We start from the raw sequence: 13,911 nt of genomic DNA on the forward strand, positions 1-13,911 counted from the left end.
GGGGGGGGGGGGGGGGGGGGGGGGGGCGCCCCCCCCCCCCCCCCCCCCCCCCCCCCCCCCCCCCCCGCGGGGGGGGGGGGGGGGGCGCCCCCCCCCCCCCCGCGGCCGTGAGGTGTCCTCGGCGGGCGGCTCAGTGCGCTCCGGTGCCGGTCAGGGACCGTACCTCCAGCTCGGCGTACTTCTGCGCGTCCGGGACCTCCTTGGACAGCAGGGTGCCGACCGCGCCCAGCAGGAAGCCGACCGGGATCGAGATGATGCCGGGGTTCTCCAGCGGGAACCAGTGGAAGTCGGCGTCCGGGAACATCGAGGTGGGCTTGCCGGAGACGACCGGGGAGAACAGCACCAGGCCGACCGCGGTGACCAGGCCGCCGTAGATCGACCACAGGGCTCCGGAGGTGGTGAAGCGCTTCCAGAACAGGCTGTAGAGGATCGTCGGCAGGTTCGCCGACGCGGCGACCGCGAAGGCCAGCGCGACGAGTCCGGCCACGTTCAGGTCGCGGGCGAGCGCGCCGAGCACGATGGAGACGGCGCCGATGCCGACGGTGGCCCAGCGGGCGGCGCGCAGCTCCTGCTTCTCGGTGGCCCGGCCCTTCTTGATCACGTTGGCGTAGATGTCGTGGGCGAAGGACGAGGAGGAGGCCAGGGTGAGACCCGCGACGACCGCGAGGATCGTGGCGAAGGCGACGGCGGAGATGCTGGCCAGCAGGATGGCGCCCCAGTTGGAGTCCACTCCCCCGAGGTGCAGGGCGAGCAGCGGGGCCGCGGTGTTGCCCGCCTTGTTGGAGGCGATGATCTCGTCGGGCTTGATCAGCGCGGCGGCGCCGAAGCCGAGGGCGAGGGTCATCAGGTAGAAGGCGCCGATCAGGCCGATGGCCCAGATCACGGACTTCCGGGCGGCCTTGGCGGTGGGGACCGTGTAGAAGCGGATCAGGATGTGCGGCAGGCCCGCGGTGCCCAGGACCAGGGCGATGCCGAGGGAGATGAAGTCCAGCTTGGAGGTGCCGGTGGCGCCGTACTTCAGGCCGGGCTCCAGGAAGGCCGCGCCCTTGCCGCTGTTGTCCGCGGCGCTGCCCAGCAGGTCGGAGACGTTGAAGTCGAACTTGAGCAGCACCAGGAAGGTCAGCAGCAGGGCGCCCGCGATCAGCAGCACCGCCTTGACCATCTGGACCCAGGTGGTGCCCTTCATGCCGCCGATGGTGACGTACACGATCATCAGCACGCCGACCAGCGCGACGATGCCGATCTTGCCGCTGTCGCTGGTGATGCCGAGGAGCAGCGAGACCAGGACACCGGCGCCCGCCATCTGCGCGAGCAGGTAGAAGATCGACACCACGATGGTGGAGGTGCCCGCGGCGGTGCGCACCGGGCGCTGGCGCATCCGGTAGGCCAGCACGTCGCCCATGGTGTAGCGGCCGGAGTTGCGCAGCGGCTCGGCGACCAGGAGCAGGGCGACCAGCCAGGCGACCAGGAAGCCGATGGAGTACAGGAAGCCGTCGTAGCCGAAGAGGGCGATGGCGCCCGCGATGCCGAGGAAGGACGCGGCGGACATGTAGTCGCCGGAGACGGCCAGGCCGTTCTGGAAGCCGGTGAACTGGCGGCCGCCCGCGTAGAAGTCGGCGGCGTCCTTGGTCTGGCGGCCCGCCCAGACGGTGATGACGAGGGTCGCGGCGACGAACACCGCGAACAGGGAGATGATCAGACCTCTGTGCTCGCTGGCCTCACCGGCCGCGAGCAGGGTGTGCTGAGCGGTCGTCGTGTACTGAGCGCCGGTCATGCGCCGCCCTCCATCCGGGACTTGATGGCCGCGGCCTTGGGGTCGAGCTTGGCGGCGGCGTGCCGCGCGTACCACCAGGCGATGAGGAACGTGGTGAGGAACTGGGCGAGGCCCAGTACGAGGGCCACGTTGATGTTGCCGACGACCTTGGTGCCCATGAAGCCGCCCGCGTAGCAGGAGAGCAGCACGTAGAGCAGGTACCAGGCGATGAAGGCGATCGTCAGCGGGAAGGCGAACGAGCGGTGGGCGCGGCGCAGTTCACCGAACTCCGCGCTCGCCTGCGCCTCGGTGAACTCCTCGGGTGAAGGAAGGGGGGGCTTCGCGGGGGGCGGTGTCTCGGTCGCCACTCAAGGTCTCCTCGCGTCACGGACGGGCGGTTGCCGACCTCACTGGAACGGAGATCACGTTACCGGGCGTCAACGCGCGACTCCCCGTTGTGATCTTCCGGGGGGCGCGATCCGGCCGTGCCCCCTTGTTGACGCACACGGCCCGGCGCGTACGCCGGTTCACGCGGGCCCGGCCCTTTCGGAGATCCGCGCCACCGGGATAGCTTCACCTTGTTCCACCCGTCATGTACCTGCCCGAGCGCCATCCGTGCCTCGGGCGGTTTCGTTTCCGGATGATGTGGAGATCCCATGGCTCATCTGCGCTCCCGGCGCCGGTTCGCGCCGGCCGTCCCGGTCGTGCTGTCGCTGACCGCCTCGCTCGGCTTCCTGCCGACGGCGGCCTCGGCGACCCCGTCCACGGCCCTGACGACGCGGGCGGCGGAGGGTTCCGGCACCACGTACGACGGCCCGAACCTGTCCTACGTGGTCAACACGAGAACGGACCATCGCACGATCGAGTCGGTGCGCCGCGCGATAGGACGCGAGGGCGGCACCGTCGTGGCCAGTTACGACCGTATCGGCGTGATCGTGGTCCACTCCGCCAACCCGGACTTCGCCAAGTCGATCCGCCGGGCGCCCGGCGTCTCCTCGGCCGGGGCCACCCGCAACGCGCCGCTGCCCGCGCAGTCCACCACCGACGTCGGGACGCCGAAGCCGCTGACGGCGGCGGAGCTGTCGAAGGCCAAGGCGGTCGACGGGCAGGACCCGTTGGAGCCGCTGCAGTGGGACCTGCCCGCCATCAAGGCGGACAAGGCCCATGAGAAGACGCTCGGCAGCAGCAAGGTGACGGTCGCCGTCATCGACACCGGGGTGGACGACACCCACCCGGACATCGCGCCCAACTTCGACCGGGCCGCCTCCGTCAACTGCGTCTCCGGCGCCCCCGACACGGCGGACGGCGCCTGGCGGCCGAGCGCGTCGGAGTCCCCGCACGGCACGCATGTCGCGGGCGAGATAGCGGGCGCCAAGAACGGCGTCGGCATCACGGGCGTGGCGCCGGGCGTGAAGGTCTCCGGCATCAAGGTGGGCAACCCGGACGGCTACTTCTACACCGAGGCCGTGGTCTGCGGGTTCGTGTGGGCGGCCGAGCACCACGTGGACGTCACCAACAACAGCTATTACACCGACCCGTGGTACTTCAACTGCACCGGCGACCCGGACCAGAAGGCCCTGGTGGACGCCATCACGCGGGCCACCCGGTACGCGGAGGGCAAGGGCACGGTCAACGTCGCGGCGGCGGGCAACGAGAACTACGACTTCGCCGCCGACTCGATCACCGACTCCTCCTCCCCCAACGACGGCACCCCCTCGGACCGGACCGTCGACCCGCGCAAGTGCTTCGACATACCCACCCAGCTGCCGGGTGTGGTGACGGTCGCGGCGACCGGCGCGAAGGGCATCAAGTCGTCGTTCTCCAACTACGGCCTCGGCACCATCGACATCGCGGCCCCCGGCGGCGACTCGACCGCCTACCAGACCCCCGCCCCGCCCGCCGTCAGCGGCCTCATCCTGGGCCCGCTGCCCGGCGGCAAGTGGGGCTACATGGCCGGTACCTCGATGGCCTCGCCGCATGTCGCGGGCGTCGCCGCGCTGATCAAGTCGGTCCACCCGCACGCCCCCGCCGCCGTGGTGAAGGCACTGCTGTACGCGGAGGCGACCGCCACGCCGTGCACCGACCCGTACGACATCAACGGTGACGGCAAGGTCGACGCGGTGTGCGAGGGCACGAAGAACCACAACGGCTTCTACGGCTGGGGCACGGCCGACGCGCTGGCGGCGGTGACGCACTAGGGCCTTTCTGGTGCCTCCTTGTCGGGCCCGGGCGGCTGGTGCATAGTGCAGCGATGATCGATCCCATGATCAAGTCCGCCTGGGTCGCGCTCGGTGGCGACCGTGAGCTGCTCGCGCGGCTGGTCTGCGTCGAGCGGCCGGGGGCCATGGCCGCCCGTCTGCCCGTGCAGCGGCTGGCGCGCGCGTGCGTGGGCGCGTGCGCGCTGGCCGCCGCCGAGCTGGGCGCGCTGCGGGCCGGGCTCGGCACCGTGCCGCGCGCCGTGGTGGACGACGGCGCGGTCGCCACCGCCTTCCACAGCGAGCGGGTGCTGCGGATCGACGGCCGTGCCCCGGTCAACTTCGCGCCGCTGTCCCGCTGGTGGCGGGCGTCGTACGGCTGGGTGCGCACCCACGCCAACTACCCGCACCACCGGCTCCGCCTCCTCGACGCGCTGGGCCTGCCCGACGGCGCCACCCCCGAGGACGTGGAGCGGCTGCTCCTCGACCGCTCCGCCCTGGAGATCGAGGAGACGGTGTACGCCGCCGGTGGCCTGGCCGTCGCCCTGCGCACCCCCGGCCAGTGGGCGGCTCATCCGCAGGCCGCCGAGGTGGCCAAGCGCCCCCTGGTGGAGCGCGCCCCGATCGGGGCGGCCTCGGGACGCGAACTCCCGCCCCTGGAAAGGGCGTCCGCACCCCTGCTGCCCGCCGCCGGACTGCGTGTCCTGGACCTCACCCGTGTCCTCGCCGGTCCCGTCGCCACCCGCACCCTGGCGCTGCTCGGCGCCGACGTGCTGCGCGTGGACGGACCCGAGCGGCCCGAACTCGCCGACCAGCACGCGGACACCGGCTTCGGGAAGCGGTCGGCCACTCTCGAACTGGGCGCCGACAAGCAGGTGTTGGGAGAGCTGCTGGCCTCCGCCGACGTGGTCGTCACCGGCTACCGCCCCGGCGCCCTCGACCGCTTCGGCCTCTCCGCCGAGGCACTGGCCGAGCGGTACCCCGGCCTGGTCGTCGCCGAGATCTCGGCGTGGGGCGCGTACGGGCCCTGGGCGGAGCGGCGCGGCTTCGACAGCCTCGTCCAGGTGGCGACCGGCATCGCGGCCACCGAGGGCTCGACCATGGAGCCCGGTGCGCTGCCCGCGCAGGCCCTGGACCACGGCTCGGGCTATCTGATGGCGGCGGGCATCCTGCGCGCCCTGGCCGAACGGTCCCGCGACGGCCAGGGCCGCCTGGTGCGCCTCGCGCTCGCCCGGACCGCGCACTGGCTGACCGACGACGCCGGACGGGACCCGCGCCCGGGCGGCCAGAAGTACGAGGGCCCGGACGCGTGGCTGGCCGAACGGGACGGCCCCCTGGGCCGGTTGCGGTACGCGCGGCCCCCGGTGTCGTTCACCGGGGGGCCGACGGACTGGGCAGCTCCGCCGGTCCCTCTGGGGTCGAGCCCGGCGACGTGGAGCTGACGGTTCAGCCGTTGGTGACGAGCACCTTCAGCGCGGTGCGCTCGTCCATCGCCTTGTAGCCGTCCGGGACGCCCTCGATGTCGACGGTCATGTCGAACACCGGGGAGGGGTCGATGGTGCCGTCCAGGACGTCGGGGAGCAGCTCGGGGATGTAGGTGCGGACCGGGGCGACACCGCCGCGCAGGGCGATGTTGCGGTCGAACATGACGCTGAGGTCCAGGCCGGTGCCGCTGCCGTGGGGGACGCCGACGAAGCCGATGGCGCCGCCGTCGCGGGTGATGTTGACGGCCGTGTTCATGGACTGCTCGGTGCCGACCGCCTCGATGACGGCGTGCGCGCCCTGGCCCCGGGTCAGCTCACGGACGGCCGCGACGGCTTCCGCGCCGCGCGCGGCGACGACGTCGGTGGCGCCGAAGCGGCGGGCGATGTCGGTACGCGCCTCGTGGCGGCCCAGCGCGATGATCCGCTCGGCGCCGAGCCGCTTGGCGGCCAGCACCGCGCACAGGCCGACCGCGCCGTCACCGACGACGGCGACCGTGGCGCCGGGGCGGACGCCCGCGCCGAGGGCGGCGTGGTGGCCGGTGCCGAGCACGTCGGAGAGGGTGAGCAGGCCGGTGAGGAGGTGCTCGTCGGAGGCCGCCTCCTTGGGCAGCTTCACCAGGGTGCCGTCGGCGAACGGCACCCGCACGGCCTCGCCCTGGCCGCCGTCGTAGCCGACGGAGCCCCAGAAGCCGCCGTGCACGCAGGACGTGGTCAGGCCCTCGGCGCAGTACTCGCAGGTGCCGTCGGACCACATGAACGGCGCGACCACGAGGTCCCCGCGCTTCAGGGTGCCCACCTCGGAGCCGGTCTCCTCGACGACACCGAGGAACTCGTGCCCGATCCGCTGCCCCGGCTGCCGGGCCGCGTCGCCCCGGTAGGCCCACAGGTCGCTGCCGCAGATACAGGCGCGCAGCACCCGTACGACGGCGTCGGTGGGCAGCTGCACGATCGGCTCGGGCACGTCCGCCACACGCATGTCGTACGGGGCGTGGATGGTGGTGGCGCGCATGGCGGAGGTCCTTCTCGTACAGGGAGGCGGGTGCGCCCGGACATCGTCCGAGCGCACCAACGGTACGCCGTCGCGGGGCGGCCACGTGCCGCGAGGGGCCCCGGACCAGCGGGGACGTCCTCAAGGGCGGTTCCCCGTAACGCTCTTGCGGACGTACACCCATGCGAGGCGCAACCCGGCCGGTGGGTGCGAGCCCCTGGGCGGCCCGGCTGTCGGTGGGGCCCCGTATCCTCATTGACCATGCTCGAAGACCCCGCGACCGCAGTGTCCTCGCCCACCCCGTGGCCGGCCGTGTATCCGAAGGGATACGCGGTCGTCGACGTCGAGACCACCGGGCTGGCCCGCGACGACCGGATCATCTCGGCGGCCGTGTACCGGCTGGACGCGCGCGGCGAGGTCGAGGACCACTGGTACACGCTGGTCAACCCCGAGCGCGACCCCGGCCCGGTGTGGATACACGGGCTGACGAGCGACGTGCTCGAAGGCGCCCCGCTCTTCGCGGAGGTGGCGGAGGAGTTCGCGGCCCGGCTGGCGGACCGGGTGCTGGTCGCGCACAACGCGGTGTTCGACTGGCAGATGATCGCGCGGGAGTACGCGCGCGCCCGGCGCGAGCCCCCGGTGCGGCAGCGGCTGTGCACCATCGCGCTCTCCAAGGAGCTGCGGCTGCCGCTGCCCAACTTCAAGCTGGAGTCGCTCGCCGCGCACTTCGGGGTCGTGCAGCAGCGCGCGCACCACGCGCTGGACGACGCGCGGGTGCTGGCCGAGGCGTTCCGGCCGAGCCTGCGCGCGGCCGCTGCGAACGAGGTGCGGCTGCCCCTGCTGGAGTGCCGTCCGCTCACCGAGTGGTCGGACGCCCCGCTCATCGGCCGTCAGGCGACCGGCTCCTACGGCGGCGGACGCGGCCCCGGCTGGCGCCCGGCCCGCAAGCGGCCCGCCTGCCCGCACCCCAACCCCGGCCGGTACGAACCGGGCAAACGTCTCAAGCAGGGCATGCGGGTGGCCTTTTCGGGTGACACCTCCACCGAGCGCGAACTGCTGGAGGACCGGGCGACCGAGGCCGGGCTGCACGTGGCCACCAGCCTGTCCCGGCTGACCAGCCTGCTGGTCACCAACGACCCCGACTCGGGCACCTCCAAGACGGCCAAGGCCCGCCAGTTCGGCACCCCGGTCATCGACGAGGCGGCCTTCGGTCAGCTGCTGCGGGACGTCGAGGACGCGGCCGGATAGCCGTACGGACGGGTGATTCCCCGCGATTCGCGCCCGCGTCCGCCCGCCCGGCGACCGGGAACGGCCCACTCTGAGGCGCATGGCGAGATGCGAAGTTTGCGGCAATGACTACGGAATGACCTTCGAGGTCCACGCACAGGGCGCGGTGCACGTCTTCGACTGCTTCTCCTGTGCCATCCACCGCATGGCACCGATCTGCGAGCACTGCCGGGTGCAGATCATCGGCCAGGGCGTCGAGGTGGAGGGCCACTGGTACTGCGGCGCCCACTGCGCCCGCGCCGAGGGGAAGGCGGGGGTGGTGGACCGGGTCTGACCCGGTACCCGCCCGAATGCGCCCCACGGCCCGGAGGTACCGTCGTGGGGTGCACCGCTACCGCTTCCTGCTCACCCGCCAGTGGGTGATCCTCACCCTCGTCGTGATCGCGCTGATCCCGACGATGATCAGGCTCGGTTTCTGGCAGCACGACCGGTACGAGGAACGCACCGCCCGCAACGACCTGGTCGCGCGGGCCCTGCACGCCACCCCGGTGCCCGTGGAACGGCTCGCCGCCCCCGGCCGCGCCGTCACCCACGCCGACAAGTACCGCACGGTCACCGCGACCGGCACCTTCGACACCGCCCACGAGGAGGTCGTCCGGCGCCGCACCAACGCCGACGACGAGGTGGGCTTCCACGTCCTGACCCCGCTGAGGCTGACCGACGGCCGGGTACTGCTGGTCAACCGGGGCTGGATTCCGGCGAACGGCGCCCAGACCGACTTCCCGAAGGTCCCCGCGCCCCCGGCCGGGAAGGTCACGATCACCGGCCGCCTGAAGGCCGACGAGACCACCGAGGCCAGCGGCATCAAGCAGCTCGCGGGTCTGCCGGCCCGCCAGCTGATGCTGATCGACAGCGCGGACCAGGCGAAGCGGCTCGGCGCCCAGGTGCTCGGCGGCTACGTCGAGCAGACCGCGCCGGAGCCCAGGGGCGGCACCCCGGAGCAGATCTCCAGCCCCGGCAGCGAGGACGCCCCGCTGAACTACGCGTACATGATCCAGTGGTGGCTGTTCGCCGCCGCCGTGCCCGTCGGCTGGTGGTTCCTGGTCCGGCGCGAGCTGCGCGACCGGGCGGCGGACGCCGCGCAGGAGAGCCCGGCCGAGGCGGAACCCGCCACCGTGTGACCCTGGCGTCACTCCCCCGGCGCACCACCTGATTGCCCGTCAGTCCGCACGGGGAATCGCCATCCCGTGACCCCGCGCATCGAGGACTACGCCGTCATCGGCGACGAGCAGACCGCCGCCCTGGTCGGCCGGGACGGCTCGATCGACTGGCTCTGCCTGCCCCGCTTCGACTCCGGCGCCTGCTTCGCCCGGCTGCTCGGCGACGAGGACAACGGCTACTGGCGGATCGCGCCGAAGGGCGCGGACACCTGCACCCGCCGCGCCTACCGCCCCGACACCCTCGTCCTGGACACCGAGTGGGACACCCCCGAGGGCACGCTGCGCGTCACCGATCTGATGCCGCAGCGCGAGAAGGTCCCGGACGTCGTACGGATCGTGGAGGGGGTCAGCGGGCGGGTCACCGTGCGCAGCACGCTGCGGCTGCGCTTCGACCACGGCTCCATCGTGCCGTGGATGCGCCGCGCGGACGGGCACCGGGTGGCCGTCGCGGGCCCGGACTCCACCTGGCTGCGGTCCGAACCGCACGTACGGACCTGGGGCGAGGATCTCGGCACCCACTCGGAGTTCACCGTGGCCGAGGGCGAGCGGGTCGCGTTCGTGCTCACCTGGCACCCCTCGCACCAGCCGCGCCCCCGTCTGATCGACCCGTACAAGGCGCTCAGCTCCAGCGTCCGGGACTGGCGGCGCTGGACCGGCCGCTGCCGCTACGACGGGCCGTACCGGGACACCGTGGTCCGCTCGCTGATCACCCTGAAGGCGCTCACCTACCGGCCCACCGGCGGGATCGTCGCGGCGGCCACCACCTCGCTGCCGGAGTGGCTGGGCGGGGTGCGCAACTGGGACTACCGCTACTGCTGGCTGCGCGACTCCACCCTCACCCTGAACGTGCTGCTCGCCGCGGGCTACCACGAGGAGGCCGAGGCATGGCGCGACTGGCTGCTGCGGGCGGTCGCGGGCAGCCCCGAGGACCTGCAGATCATGTACGGGGTCGCGGGCGAGCGCCGACTGCCGGAGACCGAGCTGCCCTGGCTCGCCGGGTTCGCGGGCTCGGCCCCGGTCCGCGTCGGCAACAGCGCGGTGGACCAGCTCCAGCTGGACGTGTACGGCGAGGTGATGGACTCCCTGTGGCTGGCCCGACGGTCGGGTCTGTCGGCCCGGCCGCACATGTGGGCCCTGCAGTGCGCACTGATCGACTTCCTCGACGAACAGTGGCGGCAGCCGGACGAGGGACTCTGGGAGGTGCGCGGCGGACGGCGGCAGTTCACGCACTCCAAGGTGATGGCGTGGGTGGCCGTGGACCGCGCCGTACGCACCCTGGAGGAGCACCCGGAGCTGGAGGGTGACCTGACCGGCTGGCGGGCGCTGCGCGACGAGATCCACGACGAGGTGTGCGCCAAGGGCTACGACCCGGAGCGCAACACCTTCACCCAGTACTACGGCTCGCGCGAGCTGGACGCCTCGCTGCTGCTGATCCCGCGCGTGGGCTTCCTGCCCCCGGACGACCCCCGGGTGATCGGCACGGTCGACGCGATCGCCGCCGACCTGGGCGAGGACGGCTTCGTGCGCCGCTACGACACCGAGAACCCCGGCGGCCCGGTGGTCGACGGGCTGCCCGAGGGCGAGGGCGCCTTCCTCGCCTGCTCCTTCTGGCTGGCCGACGCCCTGCACATGACCGGCCGCACCGACGAGGCCCGCGCGCTGTTCGAGAAGCTGGCGGGGCTGGTCAACGACGTGGGGCTGCTGGCCGAGGAGTACGACCCGGTGGCCGGGCGCCAGCTGGGCAACTTCCCGCAGGCGTTCAGCCACATCGCGCTGGTGAACACCGCCCTGACGCTGTTCGGCACCGAGGAGGCAGGATAGGGGCATGGATCTTGGACTGAAGGACCGGGTGTACATCGTCACCGGCGCCTCGCGCGGCCTGGGCAACGCCGCCGCGCGGCAGCTCGTCGCGGACGGGGCAAAGGTGGTCGTCACCGGCCGGGACGAGCAGCGGGTGGCGGACGCCGCCGCCGAACTGGGCCCGGACGCGGTGGGCGTGGCCGTCGGCAACGCCGAGGCGGACGCCCCGGAGCGGCTGATCGCCCTGGCCCGTGAGCGCTTCGGCCGTTTCGACGGCATCCTCATCAGCGTCGGCGGCCCGCCGCCCGGCTTCGTCGCGGACAACAGCGACGAGCAGTGGCGGGACGCGTTCGAGTCGGTGTTCCTCGGCGCGGTGCGCCTCGCCCGCGCGGCGGCGGCCGAACTGGAACCGGGCGGGGTCATCGGGTTCGTGCTGTCGGGTTCGGTGCACGAGCCGATCGCGGGGCTGACCGTCTCCAACGGGCTGCGGCCGGGCCTCGCCGGGTTCGCCAAGTCCCTCGCCGACGAGCTGGGCCCGCGCGGCATCCGGGTCGTCGGTGTGCTCCCGGCCCGCATCGACACCGACCGGGTGCGCGAGCTGGACTCGATGTCCGCCGACCCGGTGGCCACCCGGGCGGCGAACGAGTCCCGCATCCCGCTGCGCCGCTACGGCACGCCGGACGAGTTCGGCCGGGTGGCCGCGTTCCTGCTGTCCCCGGCCGCGTCCTATCTGACGGGCGTCATGCTGCCGGTCGACGGGGGCATGCGGCACGGGTTCTAGCCCGCTTTTTTTGGGGGCGGGCCGTCAGCTCACCCGGTCCGCCTTGTGCCGGACCTTCCGCAGCCGCACCTCGGTGGGGAGCGCTTCCAGGCCCGTCGAGTCGCGGGCGGCGCCCAGCGGGTGCGTCGCGAAGTCGGCCAGCGCGGCGGCCGGGGACGCGTCGGGTTCCAGCCGGAGCCCGGCGCGCAGCGCGGGGGACGTACGGCGGCCGCTCAGCCGGGTGTCGGCTCCGGCCACGCCCGGCCGCCGGGCCGCGTCGTCCGCGAGTGCGGACTCCAGCGCGCCGCCGCGCACCAAGGCGCCGGTGCCGTCGCCGGTGTCGACGAGGATCTCGTGCAGCCGGTGCCTGCGCAGCACCGACACCAGCCACCACAGCCCGATCAGCAGCAGGACGGCGAGCAGCGCGATCAGCGCGGGCCACCACCAGTCCTGGTCCCGCCAGGCGGTGCGCTCGGCCCGGCTGAGCAGCACGTCGTGGCGGCCGGAGTGCGGCCACCAGGAGGGCGAGGGCGCGCCGAGGCCGACGGCCAGCACGGACCCGCCGAGCACGAACAGCACCAGTCCGGCGAGCGCCAGCAGAACACGGTTGACGGCTCCTGAACGCATGCCGCTCATCCCTTCTTCCCGGGTCCCCGGAGGCGTACCGACAGCTTGGGGCGCCTGGTCATGCCGAGGTCGGTGACCGCACCGGCCAGCGCGGTGTCCAGGTCGCTCCGCACCTCGGCGGGGTCCCGGAAGTGCGAGATCACCCGTACGTCGGCCCGGCGGCGGCGCATCTTCACCCGCGCCTCGCGCACCCCGGAGACCTCCACGGCCCGGTCCCGCAGCACCTGGGCGGCGGCGTCGCGGGTGAGCGCGGCGCGTACGTCGGGGCGCGGGCGGAGCATGGGCAGCAGGTTGCGCAGGCCGGGGGTGATCGCGAGCAGGATCAACCAGAGGCCGACGGCGGTGACGAAGGCGGCGCCCGCGAGCACCGGGATGTCGTCCAGGGGCCGCTGGGCCAGCTGGCGGGCGAGTTCGCGGCGCCAGTACATCGCCGGGTGCCCGGTACGGACGGCGACGACGTCGTACAGCAGCAGCCCGGCGCCGCCCAGGGTGAGCAGGGCGATGAGCGCCGAGGGGACGCGGCGGGCGGACCAGAAACGTCCGCTGCCCTTGGCGTCCGGGGACAGGGCGGGTTGCTCGGCGGTCGGATCGGGGTGCTTGCGGGTGTCGACCACGGGCATGGGCCGGGTGGCGTCCTGCGGGGGCTCGCTCATACCGTCCTCCCCTGCCGCTCACCGGGCAGCCGCAGCCGCTCGACCTCGACGACCACCTCCGGCACCTCCATGTTGGCCAGCGTGCCCACCCGCTCGGTGACCCGGTGGCGTACGGCGGCGCAGCGGGCGCCGATGTCGCCGGGGTACTCGAGCTCCAGGGTGACCCGCACCCGGGCCGTGGCGAACGGGCTGTCCTCCACCGGGCCGGTGCCGCGCGCCCGGGGACGGACGTTGACCGTGGCGTGCGGGGCGGAGAGGTTCCGGGGCAGGGGGGCGATCGCCTCGCGCGCGGCCCGCGCGGCGATCTTGGCGACGACCCGGTCCGCGATCCGGGTGAACCCGCGCTCGCCCGGCGGGTTACGGTCCGGGACAGCCACCGGCGCCGCCGCGCCGGTGTCCGTGCTCATCGCGGTCACCGGCGCCAGTCGCGCCGGTCGCCGCCGGAGCGGAACCGGTCGTCACGGCGGGTGCGGTCGTCACGGCGGCGGAAGAAGTCGCCGAGTTCCAGTTCGCCGTCCACGAAGCGGCCGGCGAAGAATCCGACGGCCCCGAGGGCCGCCACCAGCACGAAGGCTCCGAAGCCGCCGTAGAACCCGGCGAAGCCCAGCGCCATTCCGGCGATCATGCCGACTGCTGCCATGCTCATCTCTGCAGCGCTCCTTCGACTGAGTCAGCCCGCCCGGCCGGCTCACTCAGCCGGTCGGCCCCTTCTCCGAGTACCCCGTGACTCACTGGATACGAGGCTGCTCCGGCTCCTCGTCGTCCTCGTCGTCGGGCAGGTGGACGTCGCTGACCGCGATGTTGACCTCGACGACCTCGAGGCTGGTCATCCGCTCCACGGCGGCGATCACGTTCTCCCGGACCGCGCGGGACACCTCGCCGATCGGGAAGCCGTACTCGACGACGATCTCCAGGTCGAGCGCGGTCTGCACCTCGCCGACCTCGGCCTTCACCCCTCGGGTGACCGCCTTGCCGCCGCCCGGCACCCGGTCGCGCACGGCGCCGAAGGTGCGGGAGATCCCGCTGCCCATGGCGTGCACGCCCACCACGTCACGTGCCGCCATTCCGGCGATCTTCTCGACGACTCCGTCCGCGATCGTGGTGCGGCCTCGGGTCGCCGGGTCGCCGCCGCCGGACCGGGTCTGCTTGCGGGCCGAGGTCTGCGGCTCGTTCTCGCCGCCGTGGGTTGCCATCTCGCTCATCG

15 protein-coding genes are annotated in these 13,911 nt (G+C 73.2%); 7 read left to right on the forward strand and 8 right to left on the reverse strand.

From position 1 onward, the window contains the following. Positions 1-130: 130 nt before the first annotated feature. Positions 131-1,774 carry a cation acetate symporter gene (locus tag ACIPPM_RS07350; RefSeq protein WP_401444258.1) on the reverse strand — a complete coding sequence of 548 codons (1,644 nt, stop codon included), beginning with the start codon at positions 1,772-1,774 and terminating at the stop codon, positions 131-133. After that, entirely contained in the window at positions 1,771-2,121 is a 351-nt protein-coding gene (locus tag ACIPPM_RS07355) for a DUF485 domain-containing protein (protein WP_393595896.1), read from the reverse strand. Before ACIPPM_RS07355 ends, ACIPPM_RS07350 begins: the two co-directional genes overlap by 4 nt. A 288-nt stretch (positions 2,122-2,409) precedes the next feature. Here ACIPPM_RS07355 and ACIPPM_RS07360 point away from each other — a divergent pair, with 288 nt between their 5' ends. Both ACIPPM_RS07360 and ACIPPM_RS07365 read left to right on the forward strand, forming a co-directional pair. Next, positions 2,410-3,951, forward strand: a complete 1,542-nt coding sequence (locus tag ACIPPM_RS07360) for a S8 family peptidase (protein ID WP_401444261.1) — start codon at positions 2,410-2,412, stop codon at positions 3,949-3,951. Positions 3,952-4,004: 53 nt separating this feature from the next. Beyond that, entirely contained in the window at positions 4,005-5,390 is a 1,386-nt protein-coding gene (locus ACIPPM_RS07365; protein WP_401444264.1) for a CoA transferase, read from the forward strand. A gap of 4 nt (positions 5,391-5,394) precedes the next feature. Here ACIPPM_RS07365 and ACIPPM_RS07370 read toward each other — a convergent pair whose 3' ends face one another. Then, positions 5,395-6,441, reverse strand: a complete 1,047-nt coding sequence (locus tag ACIPPM_RS07370; RefSeq protein ID WP_401444267.1) for a zinc-dependent alcohol dehydrogenase family protein — start codon at positions 6,439-6,441, stop codon at positions 5,395-5,397. 240 nt (positions 6,442-6,681) lie between these two features. Between ACIPPM_RS07370 and ACIPPM_RS07375 the strand changes: the two genes are divergently transcribed. The 5 genes from ACIPPM_RS07375 (at position 6,682) to ACIPPM_RS07395 (ending at position 11,448) form a co-directional block, all read left to right on the forward strand. Further along, positions 6,682-7,668 (forward strand): DEDDh family exonuclease, encoded by a 987-nt coding sequence (locus ACIPPM_RS07375; RefSeq protein ID WP_401444270.1) that lies wholly within the window; start codon positions 6,682-6,684, stop codon positions 7,666-7,668. Positions 7,669-7,747: 79 nt separating this feature from the next. Next, positions 7,748-7,981 carry a hypothetical protein gene (locus ACIPPM_RS07380; protein WP_078858611.1) on the forward strand — a complete coding sequence of 78 codons (234 nt, stop codon included), beginning with the start codon at positions 7,748-7,750 and terminating at the stop codon, positions 7,979-7,981. A gap of 16 nt (positions 7,982-7,997) precedes the next feature. Further along, positions 7,998-8,828: an SURF1 family protein gene (locus ACIPPM_RS07385; protein WP_401444273.1), complete on the forward strand. Its 831-nt coding sequence runs from the start codon at positions 7,998-8,000 to the stop codon at positions 8,826-8,828. 66 nt (positions 8,829-8,894) lie between these two features. Further along, positions 8,895-10,688: a glycoside hydrolase family 15 protein gene (locus ACIPPM_RS07390; RefSeq protein ID WP_401444276.1), complete on the forward strand. Its 1,794-nt coding sequence runs from the start codon at positions 8,895-8,897 to the stop codon at positions 10,686-10,688. Positions 10,689-10,692: 4 nt separating this feature from the next. Beyond that, on the forward strand, positions 10,693-11,448 hold the full coding sequence (locus tag ACIPPM_RS07395) for an SDR family oxidoreductase (RefSeq protein WP_393595903.1): 756 nt from the start codon (positions 10,693-10,695) through the stop codon (positions 11,446-11,448). A 24-nt stretch (positions 11,449-11,472) separates the two neighbouring features. On the opposite strand, the gene amaP is transcribed toward ACIPPM_RS07395, so the two are convergent. From amaP to ACIPPM_RS07420, 5 genes are all read right to left on the reverse strand, one after another. After that, positions 11,473-12,063: an alkaline shock response membrane anchor protein AmaP gene (gene amaP, locus ACIPPM_RS07400; RefSeq protein ID WP_401444279.1), complete on the reverse strand. Its 591-nt coding sequence runs from the start codon at positions 12,061-12,063 to the stop codon at positions 11,473-11,475. After that, positions 12,060-12,707: a DUF6286 domain-containing protein gene (locus ACIPPM_RS07405; protein WP_401444281.1), complete on the reverse strand. Its 648-nt coding sequence runs from the start codon at positions 12,705-12,707 to the stop codon at positions 12,060-12,062. Before ACIPPM_RS07405 ends, amaP begins: the two co-directional genes overlap by 4 nt. After that, positions 12,704-13,114, reverse strand: coding sequence for a hypothetical protein (locus ACIPPM_RS07410; RefSeq protein WP_401444284.1), 411 nt, complete (start codon positions 13,112-13,114; stop codon positions 12,704-12,706). Before ACIPPM_RS07410 ends, ACIPPM_RS07405 begins: the two co-directional genes overlap by 4 nt. A 5-nt stretch (positions 13,115-13,119) precedes the next feature. Next, positions 13,120-13,353, reverse strand: coding sequence for a hypothetical protein (locus tag ACIPPM_RS07415; RefSeq protein ID WP_393595907.1), 234 nt, complete (start codon positions 13,351-13,353; stop codon positions 13,120-13,122). Positions 13,354-13,435: 82 nt separating this feature from the next. After that, positions 13,436-13,900: an Asp23/Gls24 family envelope stress response protein gene (locus ACIPPM_RS07420; RefSeq protein ID WP_393595974.1), complete on the reverse strand. Its 465-nt coding sequence runs from the start codon at positions 13,898-13,900 to the stop codon at positions 13,436-13,438. Between the last annotated feature and the right edge of the window lie 11 nt (positions 13,901-13,911).

Origin of the sequence: Streptomyces sp. NPDC090119, assembly GCF_044747085.1 — a bacterium.
Classification (GTDB): Bacteria; Actinomycetota; Actinomycetes; order Streptomycetales; family Streptomycetaceae; genus Streptomyces.